We start from the raw sequence: 14,783 nt of genomic DNA, 5'->3' as shown, positions 1-14,783 counted from the left end.
AATTAACGCAAAGCAGCTTAACTGAGAATAATTCCAGTGTACACGTGTACGCTAAAATAAAAATGTGAACGCGTGTAACCATCGAAATCGCCCGTCTGGTGGTCTACAATCGTCAGGCTTCAACCCACCCACCTTGAGGTTTACACCATGTCATCCGCTGTACCCGCGTTAGATTTCGGCTCAATGACCCAGGTCATCCAGTTCCTGATGGAAATCGATAAGTTGAAAGGCGTGCAACGCCGCACCAAAGTGCTGGGCACCCAGCGCCAGGAAAACTCCGCCGAACACAGTTGGCACTTCGCCATCGCCGCCATGAGCCTGGCGCCCTACGCCGGTGATGACGTAGACATTCAGCGCGTGATCCAGATGGCGCTGCTGCATGACATTGTGGAAATCGACGCCGGCGACGTGCTGGTCTACGATCTGGCGGCCCGCGCGGCGATCCACGATCAGGAAGTGGCAGCGGCGCGCCGCCTGTTCGGCATGTTGCCGGAGGCTCAGCGCGAGTATTTCACCGCTTTATGGCAGGAATATGAAGATGGCGAAAGCGCCGATGCACGCTTCGCCTTGCTGCTGGATCGCACCATGCCGATGCTGATGAACCTGCACAATGAAGGCCAGAGCTGGGTGGAAAACGGCATCAGCCTGGAGCAGGTGCTGGCGCGCAATGCATCGATCGCCGACGTGCACCCCGAGCTGTGGCACCACATGGAGCAACACCTGCGGGATGCGCAGCGCAAAGGCTGGTTGAAGTAAGTAAACCAGGCCGCCGCCCGTTATCGTCACGCGAACGCCCGTTGGCGTTCCAACGCCTCCTCATAGCTCGGCATCGATCCCGCCGCCCCGGCGCGCTCCACGCAGACCGCCGCGTAGGCGGCGGCGAAGCGCACCGCATCGGCTAACGGCACCTGATTCGCCAGCTGCGCCGCCAGGGCGCCGTTAAACGCATCGCCCGCGCCGGTGGTGTCTTTCGGCTGCGCCGGAAACGCCGGGATCAGTTCGCTGTTTTCCCCGTCCGAGAACAACGCCCCCTGCGTGCCCAAGGTCACGATCAGCAAGCGAATGCCCTTGGCGTGCAGCACCTGCGCCGCCTGGCGCGCCGAAGCCGCATCCCGCACCGGCACGCCGGTCAGCAACGTACACTCGGTGGCGTTGGGCGTCAGCATATCAACCTGCGCCAGCAGGCTGTCCGGCACCGGCTGAAACGGCGCCGGGTTGAGAATGATGAACGTCTGCGCCTCGCGGGCGATGGCGATCACCTGCTCAATCGCCGGCAGATTGTTCTCCAGCTGGGTCAACAGAATGTCCGCCGCGGCGATCGCCGGCCGGCACTGGCGCACCTCATCTTCGCTGACCGTCAGGTTGGCGCCGGGATCGACGGCGATCATGTTCTCCGCCTCCTCGCCGGCAACATAGATAAGCGCATTGCCGGTCGGGCAATCGCCGGTCGAGAACAGCGTCACCGCATCGAAACCAGCGGCGGCGAGGTGGCGCCGGGCGAAGGTGCCGAAGTCGTCGCGCCCCACCTTGCCGATGTAATGCACCCGCGCCCCGGCGCGCAGCGCGGCGGTGGCCTGATTGGCGCCCTTGCCGCCCGCGCCCATCATGCTGTTGCGGGCGATCAGCGATTCGCCGGGCTGCGGAAAGCGCGCCATGCCGGCGACGATATCCAGGTTGAACGAACCGAACACGCAGACTTTGCCTTTCATTGCGGGTACTCCCTGCTCAATTGGAAATGGCGCCGGGCGGCCAGGCAGGCGCCTTTGCTGCCGGTTTCATCGCTAAGGCGGCTGATGGAGATCGCCAGCCCCTGCGCCGGCTGCGGCCCGCGCAGATGGCGGCGGATCTCTTGCTCCAGCTGCGCCAACGGGAAACCATTCATGGCGATCACGCCGCCCCCCAGGATCAGCCGCTCTGGATCGAGCACGTTCATTTCGATGGCGATGGTCTGCGCCAATCGTTCGACGAAGCGCCGCAGATCCGGATGTTCGCCGTGGCGTTCGAACAGCCGTTCGAACGGCGTTTGCGCCGCGTTGGCATGCGCCCAGCCGGTCAGCCAGTGACCGGCGGTCAGGCTCTCGACGCAGCCCCGTTTACCGCACGGGCACTCGCCCTGATGGCCCGGCCAGGGAATGTGCCCCAGCTCGCCGGCGGCGCCGTGCGCCCCGTGGTAAAAATCGCCGTTCAGCCACAGGCTATTGCCCATGCCGGTGCCCAAATACAGCCCCACCGCCACCTGCGGCAGCGCCGGCAGCTGCTGCAAGTCCCACCACAGCAGGTGATTGACGTCTTTATCCATCCGCACCGGCAGCGCCAGCAAATCGGCCAACAGCGCCGCCACCGGCTGAGCATCCAACGCCGGAATGAACGGCAGCGACAGCACCCGCGAGCGATCGCGGCTGAGGATACCCGGCAGCCCCAGCATCACCTGCGCCACCTGACGATCCTGGCAATGCCCGGCGATCAGGCGGCCCAACGCCGCCAGCGGATCGGCCTGTCGTGCCCAATCGGCGGTCGCCATCTTGCGGTAACCGCTGAACTCGCCGTCATCATCCATCAACAGCAGGCGGGTGTTGGTGCCGCCGACGTCTACGCCAAGAAAATGCCGCATCATGTCCCCCGCCTCAGGCCGCCTGCCGCATCTGATCCAGCATTTTTTCCCATGCCGTCTCCAGATCCGGATCGAGGTTGAACAGCCCGGAGCTGCCGACGATCAACACTTCCGCGCCGGCGCCCATCAAATCGCGGTAGGTGCGCTGGTTACAGGATCCGTCGATCTCGATCAGATAGCTCAGGTTTTGTTGGCGTTTCAGATCGCGCAACTGGCGGATCTTTTCCAGCATTTCGGGAATGAACGGCTGCCCGGCATAGCCCGGATCGACGGTCATCACCGTAACCTTATCCAGCAGATGAAGGTAGTGGCGGATAAACTCCACCGGCGTAGCCGGGTTCAGCACCACCCCCACTTTTTTGCCCAGCGCGCGGATTTGGTTGATCACCCGGAACGCATCGCGGTTGATGGTTTCGGCGTGCGGGCAGATAAAGTCCGCGCCGGCGCGGGCGATTGGGTCGATAAAATCGGTCGGGTTCTCCACCATCAGATGCACGTCCAGCAGCAATGAGGTGTGCGGGCGGATCTGTTCGATAAAGAACGGCGACAGCGTGATGTTTTTAACGTAGTGCCCATCCATGATGTCGATATGCAGCATATCGGCGCGGCGGTTCAGCACCGCCAATTGCTGCCGGATATCCATCAGGTTCATGCACATCAGTGAAGGTGAAATCTGGTATTTCATTAGCGTTATCCTGCGCAAAAGGGAAAAAGGATCAGTGGCCTGCCGCGGCTCTGGCCTGGGCCGCGCTGCGGCGCATCGCCCGCCGCTGCCGATAGCGATGGCGGAAAAATTTCAGCGCCAGCACCGCAATCAGCACCGCGCCCCACATCGCCAGACTGAAGTGCGGGCTGACGTTCATCAGGTTCAAACCGGTGGCGATCACCTGCAGCACGATCAGCGCCAGCACCACGCCGCTGACCCGGCCAAAACCGCCGAACGGATCGGTGCCGCCCAGAATGATCGCCAGCACCGTCAGCAGCAGGTAAGAGTCGCCGTAGCCCATGCGCGCCGAGTTGAAGCGCGCCATCATCACCAGCCCGGCGATCACGCACAGCAGGCTGGAGAGGGTGTAAATGGCGATCAGCACCCGATGGGTATTCACGCCGCTGAAGTGGGTGGCGTTGATGTTGCTGCCGCTCATGTAGATGCATTTGCCGAGCCGGGTTTTCTGCAAGAACAGCGCCAGCAGCACGGCGACCGCCAGAAAGATCCACAGCGGTACCGGCACGCCCAGCACGCGCTCGGCGCCGATAAATCGCACGATCTCCGGCATGCCGCTCAGGGCCGCGCCGCGCGTCAGGTAGATGCCGATGCCGTTGACCGTAGTCATGGTTGCCAGCGTCACCAGAATCGGATGGGCGCCGACGTAGGCTACCAGCGCGCCGGTCGCCGCGCCGATCGTCACGGCCAGCAGCATCGCCGCCGCCAGCGCCAACACCAGCCACAGCGCCTGCAGCCCCAGCCCGGCGTCCGGCGGCAGATAGCTGATGAACAGCCAGGCCATCAGCAGGCTGGTCAGGTTGGCGCTGGCGATAATGCACAGGTTCAGGCCGCCGCTGAGGATCGGGATGAACATCGCCAGGGTCAGCAGGCCCAGCTCCGGCAGCTGGAACGCCACGCTGGTGAAGGTGGCGCCGCTGAAGAAGCGCCCCGGCATCAGCAGGCTGAAGGCCAGCACCACCGCCACCAGCAGCGCCAACAGGCCGACGGCGGTGCCGTCCGGACGAAATTTCAGGTAGTTGCCCATCAGGCGCTCCTCAGGCGAAACCGACGTCGGTTTCTTTGCGTTTCTTGTAGTGAGTGACGGTGATCGCCGCGACGATCACCAGGCCGATCACCACGTTCATGAAGTAGCTGGACACGCCGATCAGGTTGAGGCCGTTTTTCAGCACGCCGATCAGGAATACGCCCATCAACGTGCCGATCACGCTGCCTTTGCCGCCGTTCAGGCTGGCGCCGCCCAGCACCGCCGCCGCCAGTACGTCAAGCTCGCCGCCCACCAGCGCGTTGGGCACCACTTCGCCCATGCGGTACACCTGCACCAGGCCGCCGATCGCCGCCATCACGCCCAGATAGCCGTAGGCGAACAGGTGCAGCAGGCCGACGCGAATGCCGATGCGCCGCGCCGATTCCGCATCGCCGCCGACGGCAAACAGCTGGCGCCCGAGGTGCGTCTTGTTCAGCAGCAGCCAGGTCAGCAGCGCCACCGCCAGCATCACCAGCGTCGGCAAACCGAGCTGATAGCTCTGTTCACCCAACTGGAACGGCAGCACGCTGCGCGGCAGCGTCCACCAGTCCGGCAGCGCGTACAGACTGCGGCCGTTGGTCAGCCACATCAGCATGCCGAACAACAACGCCTGCATGCTGATGGTGACGATGATCGAGACGATGCGCAGGCAGTAGATCAGCAGCGCGTTGACCATGCCCAGCGCGGCGCCGATCGCCAACGCCAGCAGAATGCTGCCCGCCGGGCTGGCCAGGCCGTAATGGGTCGCCAGCGTGGCGATCAGGTACTGCACCACCGAGGCCACCGCAGCGAAGGAGATATCGATGCCGCCGGTCACCAGCACCACGAACAGGCCGAGGGCAAAGATGCCGCTCACCGCATAGCTTTCGCAGAGATCGAGCAGGTTTTGCACCGTTAAAAACTGCTCGCTGAGCAGCGAAAAGACGATGACCGTCAGCAACAGCACCCAGGCCAGGTAGCCTTCGTTACCGCGCGGTTTCAGGCTGAATCTACGCATTGACCGCCTCCGCCAGCTGTTGCTGACTCACCTGCCCCGGCAGGTACTCGCCGATCACGCTGCCGCCGCTGAAGTGCAGCACCCGATCGCAGTTGTAATACACCTCCGGCACTTCGTCGGAGATCAGCAAAATGGCGATCCCCTCCTGCGCCAGCAGATGGATCAGTTGGTAGATGCTGGCCTTGGCGCCGACGTCGACGCCGACGGTCGGCGAGTCGAGGATCAGGATCCGTGGCTGGGTCAGCACCCACTTGGCCAACACGATCTTTTGCTGATTGCCGCCGGACAGCGTCGAAACCGCCTGCTCCGGATCCGCCACCCGCACGCCGAGTTTGGCGATCCACTCCGCGACGATGCGATTCTTGCGGTAGTCGTCAATCAGGCGAAAACGCCCGCGCAGCTTATCGAGAATGGTCAGTACCGCGTTGTCCGCCACCGACTGTTGCTGCACCAGGCCGAGCGTCAGGCGATCCTCCGAGACGTAGCCGATGCCGGCCTTGATCGCGTCCTCATGGCCGCGAAAGCGCACCGGTTTGCTGTCGAGGTAGAGCTTGCCGCTGTCCGGCCGAGTCATGCCGAACAGGCTCAGCGCCAGCTCGGTGCGCCCGGAGCCGAGCAGCCCGCATAGACCGAGCACCTCACCCTGATGCAGCCGGAAGCTCACGTCCTGATACTGCCCGGCGCGGCTGAGGCGATCCGCCTCCAGCAGCACCCGATCCTTATTCATGCTCGGTGACTTCAGGCGATAGTCCAGCTTCAGACCGGTCATCAGCTCGGTCAGACGATCGCCGGTGATCTCCGCCGCCGGCCAGGTGCCGATCTTGTTGCCGTCGCGGATCACCGTGACGCGATCCGAGATCTCCAGCACCTCGTCCAGCCGATGGCTGACGAACACCACGCAGATGCCTTTCGCTTTCAGGTAATCCACCGTGCGCAGCAGCTGATTGACCTCGGTGCGGGTCAGCGAGGCGGTCGGTTCATCCATGATCACCAGCCGCGCCTCCGCCACCAGCGCGCGGCAGATCGCCACCTGCTGCCGCTGGGCGATCGGCAGCTCCGCCACCCGTTTATCGAGATCCAGATGGAAACTCAGCTCCTGCAGCAGCCGCTCGGCGGTGCGCCGCAGCCGCGCCGGGCGGTACCATCCCAGCAACCCATGCAGGTTGTGCTCGAAGGCGATGTTTTCCGCCACCGTCAGGTTGGGAAACAGCGACAGATCCTGGTAGATCACCTGAATGCCGAAGGCGCGCGCCTGATCCGGCGACAGCCGGCCGAAGGTGTGCCCGTCGATGGTGATGCGGCTGCCGTCGTCCGGTTGATACACGCCGGCGATCGCCTTGATCAACGTACTCTTGCCGCAGCCGTTGGTGCCGGCCAGGCAGTGCACTTCCCCCGGCATCAGCGCCAGCGAGATAGCGTTCAGCGCACGTTGCCCGCCAAAGGTCATCGACAGCTGTTGCAGCGCGATCAGCGGCGCGCCCTGGGTTGCCGTATTGCCGGAAATCGCCATGATTACAGCCCCATCTTCACCAGCTTCGGCAGGTTTTGCTTATCCAGGCTTTCAGTGGCGTTGCCGAGAATGGTGTGCTGCTGCGCATCCACTTGCACCTTGCCCATGCCTTCGATGGTCATGCCGTCGGTGATTTTTTCTCCCTTGTGCATCATGTCGGCGATGCGCACGAACACTTCGCCCGCCACCATCGGGTTCCAGATGTAACCGCCCTTGATGGCGCCGCGATTGACCAGCGAAGCGCCCTGGCCCGGGCTGAACGGCCCGATGACGCAGATATCGTTGCTTTTGCCGCGGTTGAGCACCGCGCGCCCGGCGCCGATCGGCCCCTGCGATCCGAACGCCAGCACGCCTTTCAGATCGGGATATTTGGCCATCAGATCGTTGGTGGTGCGCACGCTGTCATCCAGCGATTCCCCCACGCCGAACTTGTCGCCCACCAGCTGCATGTTCGGGTAGTGCTGCTTCTGGTAGTTGATGGCCGAGTCCGACCAGGTGATATGCAGCGGCACCGTCAGGCTGCCGACGTACACCGCGTACTTGCCCTGCTCTTTCATGCAGGCGGCCAGCGCTTTCATGTGGTTGACCCCGTGCTGCGAGGCGTCCACCAGCTCAAAGTCCCAGTCGGCGTACTTCTGGCCGGGGGATTCGTGCACGATCACCTTGATGCCCGCCTCCTGCGCGCGCTTGAGCACCGGCTCCAGCACCCGGGCGTCGTTCGGCACCACGCCGATGATGTCCACCTTCTGCGCGATCAGATCTTCGATGGCGCGCACCTGCAGCGCCGGATCCGCCGCCGTCGGCCCGACCATCCAGGCGTCGATGCCGCGTTTGGCGCCTTCGCTTTTGATGCCGGCCTCCATGGCGTTGAACCACGGAATGCCGCCGATCTTCACCACCACGCCCATTTTCAGCTTGTCCGCCGCCTGCGCGGATAGCGACAGCAGCAGCGAGGCAAACAGACCGACCAGTACGGATTTTTTCATTGTTCTCTCTCCACAAGTGTTGGCTGTAAATAAGGGGGTTTCGTTGTTGTTATCGCGCCGCCCTTTTCGCGGCGGGTGAAACTTCAATCACGTCGACGTTGTTCCAGGCCAGTTCCTGACGAAATTCGTCGTCGCTGAGCCGATCGGTGATTAAGGTATCTATCTCCCGGTAGTGGCAGATGCGCGCGAACGAGCGGCGGCCGAACTTGTTGCTGTCCACCAGCAGGAACTTGCGTTCCGACGCCAGCAGCATCTGCTGCTTCAGCCGCGCATGGTGCTCGTTGCTTTCGCGGATGCCGCCGTCCTGGCAGATGCCGTGACAGGAGAAAAACAGCTTGTTGATCACGAACTCTTTCAGCATCTGCTCCGCCAGCACGCCGATAAAATCCTCATACTTGGCGGAATACTCGCCCCCCAGTGCGATGGTGCGTACGTTGGCCTTGCAGGCCAGCGTCTGGATGATGTGCAGCGAGTTGGTCAACACCACCAGCGAGATATCCGGCAGTTGGCGCGCCAAAAACCAGCTGGTGGAGCTGCTGTCCAGCAGCAGGCAATCCCCCGGCGCGATAAACTCCAGCGCGCGTTTGGCGATGCGCGTCTTCTGCTCCGGCGCCTCGTTGCTGCGCTGGCGGAAAGATTCCCCCTGGTCTATCTCGGCGGGCACATAGGTTTTCTCCACCGCCGGCGGCTCGACGAACACCGCGCCGCCGTGGCTGCGCAGCAGCAGGCCGCGCCGTTCCAGCAAGGCCAGATCACGCCGCGCCGTCTCGATAGAGATGTGGCACAGCTGCGCCACCTCCTGCACCATCACGCGGCCGCGCTGGCTCAAGACTTCGGTGATAAAACGATGACGTTCTACAGGCAGCATGTTTCTTTTCTCCTCCACGACGTTGATTACGATATCGATTTGCCGCGCCGCGTTTTGCGCGCAGACGCAAAGCGCATCGCCCCGCGATCGGTCAACGATGGCGGTGTGATAGTTGTCAAAAAAATCGGGAGGAAAATGAAATGAATAATTATGAAAGTGTGGAGTAACAGGCAGTTATGATGCGCGTGCGTCTTAGGCAGACAGGAGATAAACGGTAAACGGTCACAATTCCACGTTCCGCAACATGACCGTTAATGACCGTTTTTGTGGTTTTGACCGAACGCCGGGCCTAAAGTAGCCCGGCATTCTATTTACAGCGGCTTATGCGCCGTTTCCCGCGCCGCCCATACCGCCCAAAGCGTGATAAGCAGAGCCAACGCGACATAGGCGGAAATCGCCAGCGTGCTGTCGTAAGATTTAAACAACGAAGTGATGATCAGCGGGGCAAAGCCGCCACCGATAATCCCCGCCAAGGTATAGGCTAACGACGATCCGGCATAACGCACCCGTGTCGGGAACTGTTCCGTGATGAAGGCCGCCTGTGGCCCATACATCGCCGCATGGATCAACAGCCCGATCACCACTGCCATGCAGATCAACACCGGTTGACTGCTGTCGAGCAGGACGAAGAATGCAAACGCCCACGCGATCGCCGCCAATGCACCGCCGATATACACCGGACGACGGCCGAAGCGATCCGACAATGCGCCAAACAGCGGTACCGCGACGGCGTTGCCTATCGCCCCCAGCATGGTGGCGCCCAGCGCCAGCGGGCGCGGCAGATTCAGCACGGTGGTGACGTAGGTCAACGTGAACACGACCACCAACGCATAGAGCACGTCAGAGCCGATACGCGATCCGCCGGCGATCAGCAGTGGGCGCATGTGCTGCGTGAAGACTTCGCGGATCGGCGACTGCGTAACATCTTTCGACGCCTCCAGTTGCAAAAATGCCGGCGTCTCACCCACTCCCCGACGCAGCCACAAACCGAAGATGACCAGCACCAGACTCAGCAGGAACGGGATCCGCCAGCCCCATTGCTGGAAATCGTCCGCCGACATCGCCAACGTCACCAGCGTAATCAGGCCGGTGCCGATCAGCGAACCGCAGGACGGCCCTACCTGAGCAAAGGACGCGTTGCGCCCGCGCTGATGCGGCTTACCGTGTTCCATCGACAACAGCACCGCCCCCGCCCATTCTCCGCCCAGCGCAATGCCCTGAATAAAGCGCAGCGTCACCAGCAGCAACGGGCTCCAAATCCCCCAGCTGGCATAGCCGGGCAACAATCCCATCAGCGCCGTGGTCACGCCCATGATCACCAGCGTGGTGACCAGCACAAAACGCCGCCCCAACACATCGCCAAGGTGACCGAACACGATGCCACCGATCGGCCGGGAAACATAACCCACCGCGTAAGTGGAGAACGCCAGAATCGTGCCCACCAGCGGATCGAACGATGGGAAGAATACATGGTTGAAAATCAACGCGGCCATGATGTTGTAGACGGTGAAATCGTACCATTCCAACGCCGTGCCGATCGAGCTGGCCGCCGCCAACTTGCCGGTATTGGGCGGTGCAGCGGCACTTTCTGCGGCCGGCGCGGCAGCCTGTGCCGTTTCAGTGGTGTATGCGTTCATGATGTCAGCTCCTGTGCGGTCAGTTGCCAGCCAAGGGCATAGTGCCAGGCATCGGCGGCGGGCATGTTCAGCGCTTCAGCGGCCTGCTCGCTTAAACGCAGGCCGGCTTCGGCGTCGCTGCTTTCGATCAATAGCATCGGCAGCATTCGGCGGTTTTCTCGCGATTCTTTCGGCAGCGGGGAACTGAGTTCGGCATCCGGCGTTAACAGGCTGCTGCGCACAAAGCCAGGCTGTTCAGCCAGCCGCGCGCCCAGTTGCAAGATGCGGGCATGCAGCGCTTCCGATGCCGCCGACGGCAGCACGAAGATACAGAGATGACTGCCGCACCCTTGGCCGGTGACCGCCTCCACCGCACACACCCGGCGCATTGGATCACGCATTTTCTCCAGGCTGGCCACCGACCAAGGCGTTTGGTGTTGAAACGCGGCGCGATAGGCTTCGGAGGTAAAACTGGCCAACGATTCGGTTTTATACAGCCCCAAATATTGACGCCCGCCCTGCAATGCCCGATAGCGTGTGCCGGATAAAAAGCCGGGCACCCGCACCCGCTCCTCCACGTGTTCGCGGTCATACCAGCGATTGAAATCCGCATCATCCTGCGTGGCGACATCCGTCGCGACAAACAGCATTCCGTTCGGGGAATCGTTCATGGATATTCTCCTGGTCATCTCAAAAGGCAGGCCTGCGCCCACCGGAAAATCACGCCTCGGCAAGACGGCGTTCGATTGCCAGCGCCCATCCCAGCAGCGCCTCATCACACATCGGCAAGCCCGCCAGCATCAGGCCGATCGGCGCAGCGCCCGGCCGCTGGCAGGGCAAGGACAGCGCGCAGCCGTCGAGGAAATTGACGATCGCGGGATTGCGCAGCATCAGTCCGTTGCAACGGAAGTAGGCATCATCCGCCGCCAGCTCGCCGATAGTTGGCGCAATCATCGGTACGGTCGGCATCAGCAGAGCGTCAAACCTCTGCAGCTCCGCCGTAATCCGCCGCTGCCAGTCGGCGCGTTGCCGCTGCAACAGCTGCAGATCGGCGTCGCCCAAGGATGCACCGCGGCGAATGCGCGACAGCACCCGCGGGTCATAGCCATCGCCCCGTTCACCGATCAGTGCCCGATGCCAGCGCCAGGACTCCAACGCGGTGAAACCACCGTTGGCATTGAACGCGGCCAGTTCGGCGAACGCCGTAGCGGGAATGAATTCAATCTGCGCCCCCGCCTGAGACAGGCATTGCAGGCTGCGCTGGAATGCCTCGGCAACCGCCGGCTGCAGTTCATCCAGCACCACCGTTTGCGGCACGGCAAAATGCGCCTGCGCCAAGCTTTTTTGCGGCACCCACAGCGGGCTGTCGGCAATCAGTGCGTCCAGCGCAATACAGCTGCCGACGTCATGAGCAATCACGCCGATCGAATCCAGCGAAGGCGACAGCGGCAATAAGCCAGCGTCATTGATGCGCCGTGCAGTGGGTTTATACCCGGTCAACCCGCACAGCGCGGCGGGAATGCGTACCGACCCGCCGGTATCGCTGCCAATCGCGCCCAGGCACATGCCGTCGGCCACCGCCACCGCCGCACCGGAAGAGGAGCCGCCGGGAATGCGCGCCGCCTGGCGCTCCCAGGGATTGGCCGGCGTCCCGTAATGCGGGTTGATGCCCAGCCCGGAATAGGCGAATTCCGTCATCGTCGTTTTGCCCACCACCACCGCGCCGGCTTGCAACAGCCGTTCCACTACCGCAGCGTGCTTTTCCGCGGGCGGCGCGTCGGCTAACACTCGCGAGCCCGCCGTGGTCGCCTCACCGGCCACGTCAAACAGATCCTTGATTGAGACAGGCACGCCATCCAGCGCCGACAGCGGCGAGCCGGCGGCGCGCCGCCGATCGGAGGCCTGCGCTTGCCGTTGCGCCCACTCGGCGTAGGTTCGCGTAAACGCGCGCGCGCCCTCCCCCCGCTCATCGGCGATCTGCGCCAAAGCGGCGGCGGTCAGCTGCGCTGCGGTGAACTCACCGCTAGCCAGGCCGGCGCTGGCCTGCATCAACGTCAGCTTTTTCATCACGCCACCACCGGCAGTTCAATGCTGCGATAACCGTGACTGATGGTGCGCCCAAGCACATCGTCCACCAGTTCCATGCGAAACTCGCCGGCCGGTCGAATGCCGCCGATCGCCGCTACCGTGCCGCAAGTCATCGCCAACCCGTCGGGCGTTTGCGGTTGCGCCAGCCCGCACTCCGGCGGCTGCATACCGGTGAAGTAACGCTCCAGCAAATCACCGGGCGTACGCAGCGCGGCAAGGCTGCCCTGTTGATACAATCGCCATTCGCCCTCTTCCTTGATCCACGAACGCAAGATCAAACTGTCCCAATGTTCCAGCACCTCCTGCAGCGGCCAGGCTGCTCGCGCCACCGGTTTAACGCAAATCTGTTTCGACAGCGCCACGCTGTGCGCTTCGAGTTGACGATCGGTGTGATCGGACGCCAATGACACGAACAGCTCGCCGCGATGGGCAAAAATCAGCGGCTCCGCTTCGCCGGACGTCGCGTTGCCAATGACTTCAATGGTCTCTTGCTGGCTCAACTGATTGGCGGCAACGCGGTAAAACAGGGGGATTGCACTGGGCTGGGGCACGCCCAGCTCGGCCAATTCACGAATATGGTGCAAGATCGCTTCGCGATCGCGTCCGGTCCAACCGGCGATCACCAGATGATCAATCTCAACATTCAACGTCGCCGCGCCGCGGGATTCAGGTAAAGTGAAGGTCAGTCTCATGGCAGTTTCGCCCCTCTTGTTAAAACACTGTGAAATTTCACTATATCTTTAGTTACCAAATAAGCGATTTTCATGCCATGTTTTTGTGTACTATGTCTAAAAACTTTCTTCTTGCAGGAGCAAAACGTGAAGACTGTTGACGCAGAAAGCCCGCAGCGCCCGATGACGGAAGAAGCCGGCGTCTCACTGAACGAGCTGGCCTACCGGCGCTTCAAACAGGCGCTGGTCACACTCAGCTACAAGCCGGGCGAATATCTCAATACCGCGCAGGTGATGAACGATCTGGATATGGGCAGAACGCCGATCAATCAGGCAATCCACCGCTTGGCCAACGAGGGGTTACTGCAGGTCATCCCGCGCAAAGGCGTGATGGTTTCACCGTTGTCGATGGACGATGCGTTGGAATTGATCGAAGTAAGGCTGGCTAACGAGATGCTGTGCATGCAGCTGGCGAGCCAGAGGATTACCGAGAGGCAAATCGCGACGCTGACCGAACTCAACCGGCAAATCGAAGCCGCGAGCCAGGAGCGAGATAGAGTGCGAATGATGACACTCGATCATGAGTTTCACCAGGAGCTGGCGCAGATCGCCGGCAATAACATGCTGGCGGATATCCTGAGTGTGCTGCACGCCAGGGCGCAGCGTTTTTGGGCCAGCACCCTGTCGCGGGAAGGGCATATGCGCGAAGTGATCGACGAACACCGGGCAATTATCGCCGCGCTGGCCGCACAAGACAGCGCCGCCGCCGCCGAGGCCGCGCAGGCGCATATCCTGTCATTCCGCAGCGCGCTGCTGCACGACGGGTAACCCCGCGGCGCAGGATATTATCGGGAATAGTTATGATGACCCTGTTCTGCCGATGAGCAGGAGATAAACGGTAAACGGTCACATTTCACGCTCCGCGGAATGACCGTTTTTATAGTTTTGACCGAGCTCCGTCGAGAGGTGGCCGACGTTGGTAGGCGTTGCCTTAAAAAACAGCAAAAAAATCCGGTGAGAATCTCACCGGACCGTTAGCCACCTGACACAAATTATTCCTCGTGCTCATGCTCTTTCAACATCGCCTCACGCAGCACAGCGTTCAGGCGTTTCTGATAGCCCTTGCCTGGCCGCTGAAGCCAGGCCAACACATCCGCATCGATTCGGATGGTTTTCGATACTTTCATCGGTTTATAAAAACGCCCCTGAACCGCAGCCTGCCACTTCTCCTCACCCAGGGCCGGGGCATCGGTATAATCGATATCCTCATCCGGCAGCGCGCTCAGTGAAGCAATTTGCGCTTTCTGCTCCCCCGTCAACGGAGGGAGTACGCTATGCGCCAGATTTTTGGCTGAATTTTTGCGCTTCATATCTTCCCCTCTCTTTGGCATCGGCCTTGCGTGCTGAAATGATGCGCACGATCTCTACGGCATCGCCTTCGACATCCGTTTCGGTCGTCGTATGTGCCACCAGCAACAGCAAACAGGAGCCGACCATACCGAGCGCGTTTGCCAGCGTTCTTCTCCATCCTCAATCCTTTCCAGCACGGCCAAATGGTTGGGATCCAGAAAAACCCGTTGCGCAATCTTAAAACTGACGCGGTGTTTGCGCTGGTTACTGTGATTTTTATCCTGATTCCATTCAAAATAAACATACATTTTTGTAACTACATTTTGATTGTTATT

Annotated in this window: 15 protein-coding genes and 1 pseudogene; 2 read left to right on the top strand and 14 right to left on the bottom strand. The window is 61.7% G+C overall.

Annotation, left to right across the window (positions count from 1 at the left end):
* The first annotated feature begins 147 nt into the window (after positions 1-147).
* A complete protein-coding gene (locus ABTW55_RS02255) occupies positions 148-756 on the top strand; it encodes an HD family hydrolase (RefSeq protein ID WP_025304127.1) in 609 nt (202 codons plus the stop codon).
* A 26-nt stretch (positions 757-782) separates the two neighbouring features.
* On the opposite strand, the gene rbsK is transcribed toward ABTW55_RS02255, so the two are convergent.
* The 12 genes from rbsK to ABTW55_RS02195 all read right to left on the bottom strand — a co-directional run bounded on the left by rbsK (position 783) and on the right by ABTW55_RS02195 (position 13,119).
* Positions 783-1,709: a ribokinase gene (gene rbsK / locus ABTW55_RS02250; RefSeq protein ID WP_033635835.1), complete on the bottom strand. Its 927-nt coding sequence runs from the start codon at positions 1,707-1,709 to the stop codon at positions 783-785.
* Positions 1,706-2,614, bottom strand: a complete 909-nt coding sequence (gene alsK / locus ABTW55_RS02245) for an allose kinase (RefSeq protein ID WP_060422124.1) — start codon at positions 2,612-2,614, stop codon at positions 1,706-1,708. Before alsK ends, rbsK begins: the two co-directional genes overlap by 4 nt.
* Positions 2,615-2,624: 10 nt before the next feature.
* Positions 2,625-3,296: a D-allulose 6-phosphate 3-epimerase gene (alsE, locus tag ABTW55_RS02240; protein ID WP_033654065.1), complete on the bottom strand. Its 672-nt coding sequence runs from the start codon at positions 3,294-3,296 to the stop codon at positions 2,625-2,627.
* Between the two features lie 31 nt (positions 3,297-3,327).
* Complete coding sequence (locus tag ABTW55_RS02235; protein ID WP_033654064.1) at positions 3,328-4,362, bottom strand: ABC transporter permease; 1,035 nt, start codon at positions 4,360-4,362, stop codon at positions 3,328-3,330.
* 10 nt (positions 4,363-4,372) lie between these two features.
* On the bottom strand, positions 4,373-5,359 hold the full coding sequence (locus ABTW55_RS02230; RefSeq protein WP_033635839.1) for an ABC transporter permease: 987 nt from the start codon (positions 5,357-5,359) through the stop codon (positions 4,373-4,375).
* Positions 5,352-6,869 (bottom strand): sugar ABC transporter ATP-binding protein, encoded by a 1,518-nt coding sequence (locus ABTW55_RS02225; RefSeq protein ID WP_049212591.1) that lies wholly within the window; start codon positions 6,867-6,869, stop codon positions 5,352-5,354. Before ABTW55_RS02225 ends, ABTW55_RS02230 begins: the two co-directional genes overlap by 8 nt.
* 2 nt (positions 6,870-6,871) lie before the next feature.
* Positions 6,872-7,855, bottom strand: coding sequence for a substrate-binding domain-containing protein (locus ABTW55_RS02220; RefSeq protein WP_033635841.1), 984 nt, complete (start codon positions 7,853-7,855; stop codon positions 6,872-6,874).
* Between the two features lie 49 nt (positions 7,856-7,904).
* Positions 7,905-8,723 (bottom strand): DeoR/GlpR family DNA-binding transcription regulator, encoded by an 819-nt coding sequence (locus ABTW55_RS02215; protein ID WP_033654063.1) that lies wholly within the window; start codon positions 8,721-8,723, stop codon positions 7,905-7,907.
* A gap of 311 nt (positions 8,724-9,034) precedes the next feature.
* Entirely contained in the window at positions 9,035-10,360 is a 1,326-nt protein-coding gene (locus ABTW55_RS02210) for an MFS transporter (RefSeq protein WP_033654062.1), read from the bottom strand.
* On the bottom strand, positions 10,357-11,010 hold the full coding sequence (locus ABTW55_RS02205; RefSeq protein ID WP_033654061.1) for a DUF4286 family protein: 654 nt from the start codon (positions 11,008-11,010) through the stop codon (positions 10,357-10,359). Before ABTW55_RS02205 ends, ABTW55_RS02210 begins: the two co-directional genes overlap by 4 nt.
* Positions 11,011-11,059: 49 nt before the next feature.
* Entirely contained in the window at positions 11,060-12,406 is a 1,347-nt protein-coding gene (locus ABTW55_RS02200; RefSeq protein ID WP_060422121.1) for an amidase, read from the bottom strand.
* Positions 12,406-13,119 (bottom strand): DUF2848 domain-containing protein, encoded by a 714-nt coding sequence (locus ABTW55_RS02195; RefSeq protein ID WP_033635845.1) that lies wholly within the window; start codon positions 13,117-13,119, stop codon positions 12,406-12,408. The genes ABTW55_RS02200 and ABTW55_RS02195 overlap by 1 nt, the downstream gene beginning before the upstream one ends.
* A 162-nt stretch (positions 13,120-13,281) precedes the next feature.
* Between ABTW55_RS02195 and ABTW55_RS02190 the strand changes: the two genes are divergently transcribed.
* Positions 13,282-13,926 (top strand): GntR family transcriptional regulator, encoded by a 645-nt coding sequence (locus tag ABTW55_RS02190; RefSeq protein ID WP_170929847.1) that lies wholly within the window; start codon positions 13,282-13,284, stop codon positions 13,924-13,926.
* 224 nt (positions 13,927-14,150) lie between these two features.
* Here the strand turns inward: ABTW55_RS02190 and ABTW55_RS02185 are convergent, their stop codons facing one another.
* Positions 14,151-14,468 carry a BrnA antitoxin family protein gene (locus ABTW55_RS02185; RefSeq protein ID WP_049194807.1) on the bottom strand — a complete coding sequence of 106 codons (318 nt, stop codon included), beginning with the start codon at positions 14,466-14,468 and terminating at the stop codon, positions 14,151-14,153.
* Positions 14,431-14,756: pseudogene (locus tag ABTW55_RS02180) on the bottom strand (BrnT family toxin). The gene ABTW55_RS02185 and the pseudogene ABTW55_RS02180 overlap by 38 nt, the downstream one beginning before the upstream one ends.
* Positions 14,757-14,783: the final 27 nt, after the last annotated feature.

It is taken from the genome of Serratia sp. SM04 (genome assembly GCF_040280225.1).
Classification (GTDB): Bacteria; Pseudomonadota; Gammaproteobacteria; order Enterobacterales; family Enterobacteriaceae; genus Serratia; species Serratia sarumanii.
The sequence above is the reverse complement of the archived record's forward strand: the minus strand, read 5'-3'. Positions and strand labels throughout refer to the sequence as shown.